Genomic DNA, 9,795 nt, shown 5'->3' with positions numbered 1-9,795 from the left:
TGAGTAAGATTTTTGGAACGGTCACGCTAGGCAATAAATAATAGAATACTACTGTTACTGGCAGCTTTTATTCTTGCTTGTTTTTAAAGCGTTGTAGATCACGACGCTCTTTTTTATTGGGTTTATTATCAGGGCGGGCAAGATTGGCCAGTTTGCGCTGTTCGGCATAGTAGGCGCGGCGCTCTTCACTTTCCTCAGTCTCAGAATACAGCGTTTGGGCGGCAGTTGCATTACCACGTTGGGCACTTAGCGCTTCGACAATCACGGTTTTTTCAGTCATGGCGGTGGCTGAGCCTTGGCGAATACTGAGTTCATCTCCGACCGTAATCTCTTTACTGGTTTTGACACGGCTCCCTGCATAATGGACGCGACCGCTTTCGATAGCTTCTTTGGCAAGAGTGCGAGTGCGATAAAAACGCGCAGCCCATAACCATTTATCAAGACGCATACGTACCGTATCTGGTTGGCTATGGCTTGGCTGATTGTGGTTTTTGTTATGTTTACTCATCAAAACCTCATAAATATCAATAAACTAAGATAATAATGGTGGTTTTTTTGGGAATTAAAAGAGTGATAAGTGATTAAAGTTTTTCAAAATGGGTTTTTATGGTGAATAAGTAAAAAATTAGCCATTGTTATGACGGTCTTGTATTGCATGAATAGGAAGTCTAGAACTTAAAAATCAATGACACCACTGTTTTTCACAAGGAATGCCGTCATTATTACCATCCATTTTTGTATTAGGACAGTGCTGTATAAAGTAAGTCGCTTCTGCGCATGAGGTCATCTGAGAACAATGTCGCCTGCCATCACACGCAAAGCTTGGCGCTACCGCTGATTGCGCTGTTAATACTGGCTGTGACGTTACAGCTGGATTTGCTACTGAGCTTGAGGTTGAACTTGCCTCTAAATCCACATACGTTGGCGGGATATCATCCAAATCAGCCGCGGTAAAAGCAGGAACTGAAGTATCAGCCGTAACATGATTGCTAGTTGTGGTTTTAGGTTGCAGCATCTTATAACCCACGAGACCTAAAACTAGCAATAATATAAACATCAGTATCTTTTGAGTCACGGCTTATCACCTAATAATAGTCGCTGCAAATGAGTAAATACTGTCAGTAAGTGATCATTATTCATTTATCAGAGCCAGCTTTTTAATCGCTAAAAGACCGACCTGATAAATGAAAGATTACCTATGCTGTACTATATTATGATTATTTTAAAAACAACTGATAGCCGATATTGTCATTGAGCATGGTGCAGTCATAACCAATATCAAGAAGCGCATCTTGTAGCTGGCGAGAGTTACCCTCAGAGGCTTGCAAGCCAACCAATACGCGACCTTCAGCAGCACCGTGGTTGCGATAATGGAATAAGGTAATATTAAAGTCATCGCCCAATTTTTCTAAAAAGGTCAATAAAGCGCCCGGACGTTCTGGGAATACTACGCTTAATAATTGCTCATTTTCGACATGGGCATGACCGCCAATCAAATGACGAATATGAGATTTGGCGATGTCATCATCGGTTAAATCATGTGCTTCATAACCATCGGCTGCTAATTGGTTGCTAATCGTTTGACGCTCTTTCTCACCTTCTTTTAAGGCGATACCGACAAAAATAGACGCAGGTTCCATAGAGTCGGGTGATTTTTTGCTATCGGCACGGTAGTTAAACTCGGTGATATTACGGCCATGTAGGCTGCGGCAAAAGTTTAAAAACGCGCCCGTTTGTTCAGGGATGGTCACGCCAAAGATGGCTTCTTTTTTCTCGCCAATCTCCGTACGCTCGGCGATATAGCGCAAGCGATCAAAGTTCATATTGGCACCGCAGATGATACCAACGCAGTTTTTGCCCTGTAAATTGTTGGCTTCAATATATTTTTTCATGCCTGCAACGGACAAAGCACCAGCAGGCTCAACGATACTACGGTTTTCTTCAAAGATATCTTTCACCGCCGCGCAGACTTCATCATTGGTACAAGTGACCACGTCAGTCTCGACTAAAGGACCTGATGCATCGCCCTTTTGCATACGCACGATATCAAAAGGCAGCTCGCCAATTTGAGCAACGGCGACACCATCAACAAACAGTCCAACTTGTTTGAGTTTAACGCGTTCATTCGCTTCAAGCGCCGCTTTTAGTGAAGCTGATTGTTCCGCTTCGACGGCGATGACTTTGACATGCGGCGCCACTTCACCTAAAAATGCTGCCACACCAGAAATCAAACCGCCACCGCCTACGGCAACGAAGACATAATCCATGTTGCGCCATTGCTGGGTCAATTCCAGACCAATAGTGCCTTGCCCTGCAATCACCAATTCATCATCATATGGCGGAATAAAGGTTAAACCCTCGGTCTCAGCACGATTAATCGCATAACGGTTGGCTTCATCAAAGCTGTCGCCATGCAAATCGACATTACCGCCAAGCGCGCGTACCGCATCGACTTTGATATCCGGTGTGGTGGTTGGCATCACAATGATGTTATTCAAGTCAAGCTTACGGGCAGAGTAGGCAACACCTTGCGCATGATTACCTGCCGAAGCACAAATAACGCCGCGTGCTTTTTGCGCATCGCTCAATTGGCTAATACGGTTATAAGCACCGCGCAACTTAAAGGATTTAACCGGTTGCAAATCTTCGCGCTTAAATCGAATATCATTAGCAAAACGTTGGGTCAGCTTCGGTGCAGCTTCAAGTGGTGTTTGAATGGCGACGTCATAGACGGTGGCTTGCAAGATGGCTCGTACCCAATGTGACAGCATAATGTTTCCTAAACAAAGTGAAGATGAATAAAAGAAGTGCAAATGGTTATAAATTGGTATTTAATAATAAACAGCAATAAACCAGTAAAGATAAGCACAAAAACGAAATAGATTAGCCTATGCTGATTTTCACTATCTTGCAAGACACAATTGCAAATTTCGTCGAGAGTTTATTAAAGTTTAAATGCTCATTTATGAATACATTAAAGTAAGTATGCGTAATGAGAGGGTTCAATGAGTATTTAGAATAGGTTTTACGCTAACATCGCTTAGAGCCATCGGTTATAATAAGCGCGCCTTTTACTTCCTTTATCATTTTAGCTCTTTTAGAGTAAGACGTTTATTTTTCCAAGGATTTATGATGAGTGATCAGCAAGCACAAAAGCAAGCCGCAGCCAAAGCTGCCCTCCGCTATATCGAAGATGACATGATACTTGGCGTAGGGACAGGCAGTACGGTAAATTGTTTGATTGAGTTATTGCCGACGTTAAGGCTTGCTGGCGCGGTCGCAAGCTCACAGGTCACCGAAGATAAACTACGCGCCTTGGGTATCGACATCGTCGATTTAAACTTTGCCGGTCAGCTTGATGTCTATATCGATGGCGCTGACGAGGTAAATGAACATTTGCAATTGATTAAAGGGGGTGGCGGTGCGCTCACACGTGAAAAAATCGTCGCTGCGGCTTCCAACAAGTTTGTCTGTATGGTTGATGAAAGCAAAAGTGTGCAATGCTTGGGGCGCGAATTTCCCGTACCGATAGAAGTACTGCCACAAGCGCGCTCGTATGTAGCAAGGCAATTAGCCCGTTTGGGCGGTGAGCCGGTTTATCGTGAAGATTTTGTCACCGATTATGGTAATGTGATTTTAGACACCTATGATTTGGATGTCAGTAATCCATTGGCGTTCGAACAAGAGTTAAATAATATTGTTGGCGTGGTCTGTAATGGTATTTTTGCTGCCAATCAAGCCGATGTGTTGCTTAGAGCGGGCAGTGATGGGGTGACAACTTTGACGCGTTAATGCATTATTGATAGGATTTAATGCTATAACTTATCGCTAAATAAAGTCATAAACAATAAAAAGGCAGCGCATTAAAATATGCGCTGCCTTTTTCGTATCTGTTCATCTGCTGCTTGCTGGTTTAGCAAAATATCACCATATGTTTTTAACAACCTATTTTTAGGCAGGTAGCTTAATTTTGTCTTTTAATAAAAATTCCATCAAGGCTTTTTGCGCATGTAAGCGGTTTTCCGCTTCGTCCCAGACCACTGAGCGCGGATCATCAAGCATATCGTGAGAGATTTCTTCGCCGCGATGCGCAGGCAAGCAGTGCATAAATACCACTTCGGGGTCGGCTTTATCGAGTAGTGATGGCGTAACTTGATAGGGCGCAAAACGGCGTGCGCGAGTGTTTTGCTCAGACTCTTGTCCCATACTCGCCCAGACATCGGTGACGATTAAGTTTGAATCTTTTGCTGCATCTTGCACATCTTCGACCAAGCTCACGCAATGTGAGAAGCGCTCCATCAGCTCAGGGTCAGGCTCAAAACCATAAGGGGCAGCAACACGCAGCTCAAAGCCAAACTGATTGGCTGCTTGCATGTAGGAGGCACACATATTGTTGCCATCGCCAACCCAAGTGACGATTTTATTTTCGATACTGCCACGATGCTCATAATACGTTTGCATATCAGCAAGCAGCTGGCATGGATGAAATTCGTCGGTCAGGGCGTTAATGATAGGCACACTAGAGTATTCGGCAAAGGTTTCAACTTTTTCGTGCCCAAAGGTACGAATCATAATGATATCGACCATGCTTGAGATAACGCGCGCCGAATCTTCTAGCGGCTCACCGCGCCCAAGCTGCGTGTCGTTTGGCGACAGAAAGATAGCGCTGCCGCCAAACTGTCCCATACCCGTCTCAAATGAGATACGTGTGCGAGTGGATGATTTCTCAAATATCATGCCAAGCGTCCGCCCAACGAAGGGCTGATATATCTCGCCGGCATGTTGCATTTTGCGTAATTCACAAGCGCGTTTGATGAGGTTTTCTAGTTCTTGTTTGGTTAAATCAGATAGGGTCAAAAAATGGCGCAAACTCATAGTAATCCTAGCAGTCGATCACAATCGATGAAAAATCGATAAAAATGTTACGTTGTCAGTCAGTAATCATATCGCGTCAGTGCATATACTGTGGTGACAACAAACTTTTAGTATAGCGCAATTGGGCTTAATGTAAATGTTCAATTTGCCATGATTTGGCGCTGTCTCTTTTATCTGGCAAACTGTCATGATGTTCATATCTAACGATTAGGATTCTGTTATGTTTCGAGTTGGGCGCGCGCTTAGGCGGCATAGCAGCTCATAGCTAATGGTTTCTGCATGGGCGGCGACTTCATCGACGTGCGGCGCATTACCCCATAGCAACACTTTACTATTTAACGCCACGCTGTTTGGAACAGCGCTGACATCAATGACAATCATATCCATGGCTACGCGTCCGATGACCGCACATGGGTAGCTTTGGTTGTTAGTATCGTCAATAACAGAAACATAAGCATCAGCACTCACCACGCGTGGATAGCCGTCACCATAACCGATGCTGACTAACGCCGTTCTGGTATCTTTCCCAGCAGTCCAGCGGCTGCCATAACCAATGCCGTCACCTGCGTTGACTGTTTGTAGCGCGATGATTTGGGCGCTAAATTCCATTGCTGGCTGTAAGTCCAAATCACGCGCACTTTTGTCAATGACAGGCGTACTGCCGTAGAGCATGATGCCCGGACGTACCCAATCGTGATGATGCTCGGGAAAATTGACGATACCTGCTGAGTTGCACAATGAGCCTTCTACATCGCTGTTCACCGTTTCTCGTAACGTCTGTAGCATGTCGTTAAAGCGCTGAATTTGAATGGCATTTAGAGGATGAGCGCAGTCGTCGGCATTGGCAAAGTGAGTGGTTAAAATCAGCTGAAAACCGGCTTTATGCAAACGTTTGGCTGCTGGAATCAGCGTTTGGTCATTAAAGCCTAAGCGGTTCATGCCAGTATTATATTTTAGCCAAACCACTCGAGTGGCGCTGGTAGTCGGTGGGGTTTTTTCTAATGCCCATATTAATTGCGGCTCATGATGAATCACGCAGCTGATATCATGCTCTATCGCTAGCTGCCATTCCTTGGCGGTAAATGCGCCTTCAATCAGACCAATGGTTTTATCCCAGCCAAGTTGTCGCGCTTCCAAGGCTTCTATCAAGGTTGCAACGCCGATACCATCAGCCTGTTGCTCGCCTTGTTGCAATGCTGGTAAGACAGCAGCGACGCCATGACCATAAGCATTGGCCTTGACCATAGCAAGAACTTTAGCCGTCGGTGCCAGTTTTTTAACTTGCGCCAAATTATGAGTAATGGCGGCTGGATTGATTGTGATAGTGCGCATAATTGCCTTCTTTATTGACAAAGTTATTTTTATTAGTAAAACGATTTCATTAAACAAATGATGTTATTAATAATGGGGTAAAGCAATAAAGCCAGTACATCATCAATTTGGCTGATGACGCACTGGCTAGTTTTATGCATAGTCGCTTTAAAGTTAAAGCTTGTTATATATATCGTTTAGTCAGCCGTTTACTCGTCATTCTCAAAGCTGACGTTTTGATAGTATTCTGGTGTCAGGTTAATAAAGCGGGTAAATTGCCCTTCAAAGCCTAAGCGGACGGTGCCGATAGGGCCGTTACGCTGTTTACCGATGATGATTTCAGCCACGCCTTTGTGGTCTGAGTTTTCATTATAAACCTCATCGCGATAAATAAACATAATCAAATCGGCATCCTGCTCAATCGCCCCCGACTCACGCAAATCCGACATAATAGGACGCTTATTAGGACGGTTTTCTAGACTGCGGTTAAGCTGCGACAGCGCAATAACCGGACATTCAAGCTCACGAGCCAAGGCTTTTAAACTACGAGAAATTTCCGAGATTTCGCCCACACGGTTGCCGTCAAGACTAGGTACTTTCATTAGCTGTAGGTAATCGACGACGATAGCGCCAAGTTTACCATCATGATTTTTAGCAATACGGCGACAGCGCGAACGCAGCTCAGAGGGCGGCAGGGCGGTACTGTCATCGATATATAAATGCTTAGATTGCAAATGCTGAATGGCATTCATCATTTTTGCCCATTCATCTTCATTCATTTGCCCAGAGCGCAAGTGCGTCTGATTAATCGCACCCCAAGACGACAGCAAACGCATGACGATGGACTCCGCTGGCATTTCCATCGAAAATACCACCACGGGCAAATCTTCATTAAACAAAACGCCTTCTGCTAAGTTCATAGCAAAGGTGGTTTTACCCATAGACGGACGCGCCGCTACAATGATTAAATCGCCGGCTTGTAAGCCTTGGGTTTTGTTATTTAGCTCGACGAATGGCGTTTGTAAACCTATCATGCCGTCAGGATTAGACTTTAACTCTTGAATCTTATCAATGACATTGGTCAATACTGAGGTAATACCAACGGGGCCGCGTTGCTCTGCGCGTTTATTATGCTGCTCATTGATACTAAATATTTTTGCCTCAACATTGTCCAAGATATCGCTTACCGTTTGGTCTTTGGGATTATAGGCAAGGGTCAGCATGTCATTGCCCGTGGTAATGAGCTGACGTAAGGTCGACAGCTCACGCACGCGCTGTGCATAAGCAGTGAGGTTAAACAAAGTGGCAGGACTTTGGCTCAAAATATCGGCCAAATAGCTGTCACCGCCGGCACCTTTAAGCAGTTTCTGTGCTTCCAACCAATCATGCACCATGACCGTATCGTAAGGCTCGTTGACCGCTGCCAAATGCGCAATTGCATCAAAAATATACTGGTGACGCCCCGCATAAAAATCGTCTTTGGTGACGATATCTGCAATCTTATCGTATGCCTCTTCGATGCTCATCAAAGACGCCAGCAAGGCCTTTTCAATATCGATATTGTGCGGCGGTGTCTGATTGAGTAAGTCGTCGGTTTTTTCGTTGTCTGCCATGGGTGCCCAGTGTCTTAAAAGTCAGTTTCAAAAGTCGGTATAAAATTAATTATATAAGAGTATAAATAGCTATTTGCTATCAGTATTTATTTTAGGAGTGATACGGTCAAGCAAGCGCGACATAGCTCTACGAGAGAAGTACCAAAAGGTGGTCTCAGCGCTTGCTGGTAAATGCTACAATGAAAGGCGAAAGTTTAACACATTCTAGCGTTTTTTCGGCTGCTATCAGTAACTATCTATAAAAATGCTATCTGCTATGATATAAAATTTGCGTCCCCTTAAAACCTCTTGAACGCTCGTTTTCATAATAATAAATACAATAAAATCATATTCTTAATGTCAAAATAGGATATTTTACTATGCAAAAAAGACTACCATTATTAATCACAACCGGTGAGCCTGCTGGTATTGGTATGGATATCGTGCTGCTATTAGCAGCTGAGGGTAAATTGCAGGATTTTAAGCGTCCAATCTGGGTCACTGCTGATAGCGCCGCAATGCAAAAGCGCGCTGATATACTGGTAACAGCAGGCGTGCTCCAAAACTGTCCGCTTTGGCAAACTGTCGATTTAGACATCGCAGCCGATGACTTTTTAGAACAGATGTCACAGCAAATTATGGATGACAATGATGATAATGCGTTTATTTTGTTAAATACGCCTTGTGCTGAAGCCGTTGTCTGCGGAAAAATTAATACTCGCAATTCGGCCATGGTTGCCAAACAATTGGACAACGCCCATCAGTTAGCGACTAATAAAACAGTCGCTGCCATCGTCACAGGGCCATTGCAAAAATCTGCCTTAATAGATGCTGATATTAAACTGCTCGATGGCACCATGTTTAGCGGTCATACCGAGTTTTTTATGCAGCAAAGTGGCTGTGAGAAAGTCGTGATGATGCTCGCCAATCAAGCCATGAAAGTGGCGCTTGTTACCACGCATTTAGCATTAAAAGACATACCTGCTGCTATCACCGCTGATAATGTACGCCAAACGGTGCAAATTGTCATTGACGATATGCGCGAGAAGTTTGGCTTAACGCAGCCACGTATTTTGGTTTGCGGTCTCAATCCGCATGCAGGCGAGGGCGGGCATTTGGGCGTTGAAGAGATTGAGATTATCAATCCCGTATTGCGTGAGTTTATCGACGTAGGCGTCGATATATCAGAAGCAATGCCAGCGGATACCTTATTTACCCCAAGACATTTGGCGAACTGCGACGCGGTCATTGCGATGTATCATGATCAAGGTTTACCAGTTCTTAAATCGCACGGCTTTGGCGATACGGTCAATCTTACCTTGGGGCTGCCCTATATTCGTACCTCAGTTGATCACGGTACAGCGCTTGATTTAGCAGGACGTAGCGGCGCAAGTGCAACCAGCTTATACCAAGCACTCCTGATGGCTAATGAGATGGCAGATGAATCGCTTATTGATAGATCTCTTGCATAAGTCGGTACCTTAGCGGCATTTGTCACGCAGTACTGGGTAACTTTGTTGTGAATAACGGCTATTTATGAATCATCAAACACGGTCTAATATAAGTGGTTCTATTATACCAGTCTGTTAATAGGTTTGAAGGGTGAAATAAGTGGTTCCCTTGGGGTATAATATAAATATACGCCAATCTCAACTTATCGTAGGCTTTTGATTTTTATAGAATTTAAAATTCTAATTGTTTTAACTGAAATTTTAAAAACTANNNNAATAAGTTGAGAGTGGGGTAAATATATTAATTATTTCCCTGTTGATAAGATCAGTTATATCAACAAAATAACCTTGAAGAAGAAAAATGCCACTGAAACTATTAAAACATAAGCTAAAACCTTTAAGAAATTCGTCACATGATCGACAACTTTTGAATCCAAGAATTAAGCTATATCAAAAGTCAGCGAATCAAGGAGATGCTGAGGCCCAGTTTAACCTTGGTTTGACTTACAGAGATGGCCAAGAAGTCCAGCAAGATAATAAGATGGCGGCTAAATGGTATCAGAAGG

8 protein-coding genes and 1 pseudogene are annotated in these 9,795 nt (G+C 43.9%); 3 read left to right on the top strand and 6 right to left on the bottom strand.

Annotated elements, in window-relative coordinates; translation table 11 throughout:
- Window positions 1-67: 67 nt before the first annotated feature.
- The 3 genes from B3R91_RS12250 to ilvA form a co-directional block, all read right to left on the bottom strand.
- Window positions 68-508 (bottom strand): RNA-binding S4 domain-containing protein, encoded by a 441-nt coding sequence (locus B3R91_RS12250; protein ID WP_286797867.1) that lies wholly within the window; start codon window positions 506-508, stop codon window positions 68-70.
- 174 nt (window positions 509-682) lie between these two features.
- Window positions 683-1,015: an excalibur calcium-binding domain-containing protein gene (locus tag B3R91_RS13505; RefSeq protein WP_349681546.1), complete on the bottom strand. Its 333-nt coding sequence runs from the start codon at window positions 1,013-1,015 to the stop codon at window positions 683-685.
- A 202-nt stretch (window positions 1,016-1,217) separates the two neighbouring features.
- Window positions 1,218-2,771, bottom strand: a complete 1,554-nt coding sequence (gene ilvA / locus B3R91_RS12240; protein WP_068405198.1) for a threonine ammonia-lyase, biosynthetic — start codon at window positions 2,769-2,771, stop codon at window positions 1,218-1,220.
- A gap of 361 nt (window positions 2,772-3,132) precedes the next feature.
- Here ilvA and rpiA point away from each other — a divergent pair, with 361 nt between their 5' ends.
- Window positions 3,133-3,792 carry a ribose-5-phosphate isomerase RpiA gene (gene rpiA, locus B3R91_RS12235; protein ID WP_068405199.1) on the top strand — a complete coding sequence of 220 codons (660 nt, stop codon included), beginning with the start codon at window positions 3,133-3,135 and terminating at the stop codon, window positions 3,790-3,792.
- Window positions 3,793-3,951: 159 nt separating this feature from the next.
- On the opposite strand, the gene argF is transcribed toward rpiA, so the two are convergent.
- The 3 genes from argF to dnaB all read right to left on the bottom strand — a co-directional run bounded on the left by argF (window position 3,952) and on the right by dnaB (window position 7,799).
- Window positions 3,952-4,875: an ornithine carbamoyltransferase gene (gene argF, locus B3R91_RS12230; protein WP_144296248.1), complete on the bottom strand. Its 924-nt coding sequence runs from the start codon at window positions 4,873-4,875 to the stop codon at window positions 3,952-3,954.
- Window positions 4,876-5,082: 207 nt separating this feature from the next.
- Window positions 5,083-6,207, bottom strand: a complete 1,125-nt coding sequence (alr, locus tag B3R91_RS12225; protein WP_286797864.1) for an alanine racemase — start codon at window positions 6,205-6,207, stop codon at window positions 5,083-5,085.
- A 188-nt stretch (window positions 6,208-6,395) separates the two neighbouring features.
- The gene (dnaB, locus tag B3R91_RS12220; protein ID WP_068405205.1) at window positions 6,396-7,799 is read right to left on the bottom strand and encodes a replicative DNA helicase; all 1,404 of its coding nucleotides are present in this window, start codon (window positions 7,797-7,799) and stop codon (window positions 6,396-6,398) included.
- Between the two features lie 359 nt (window positions 7,800-8,158).
- Here dnaB and pdxA point away from each other — a divergent pair, with 359 nt between their 5' ends.
- On the top strand, window positions 8,159-9,250 hold the full coding sequence (pdxA, locus tag B3R91_RS12215) for a 4-hydroxythreonine-4-phosphate dehydrogenase PdxA (protein WP_286797862.1): 1,092 nt from the start codon (window positions 8,159-8,161) through the stop codon (window positions 9,248-9,250).
- Window positions 9,251-9,590: 340 nt separating this feature from the next.
- Window positions 9,591-9,795 (top strand): annotated as a pseudogene (locus B3R91_RS12210) (SEL1-like repeat protein); the annotation flags it as partial.

This window comes from Psychrobacter sp. UBA6291 (assembly GCF_002439405.1).
GTDB classification, from domain to species: Bacteria; Pseudomonadota; Gammaproteobacteria; order Pseudomonadales; family Moraxellaceae; genus Psychrobacter; species Psychrobacter faecalis.
The sequence above is the reverse complement of the archived record's forward strand: the minus strand, read 5'-3'. Positions and strand labels throughout refer to the sequence as shown.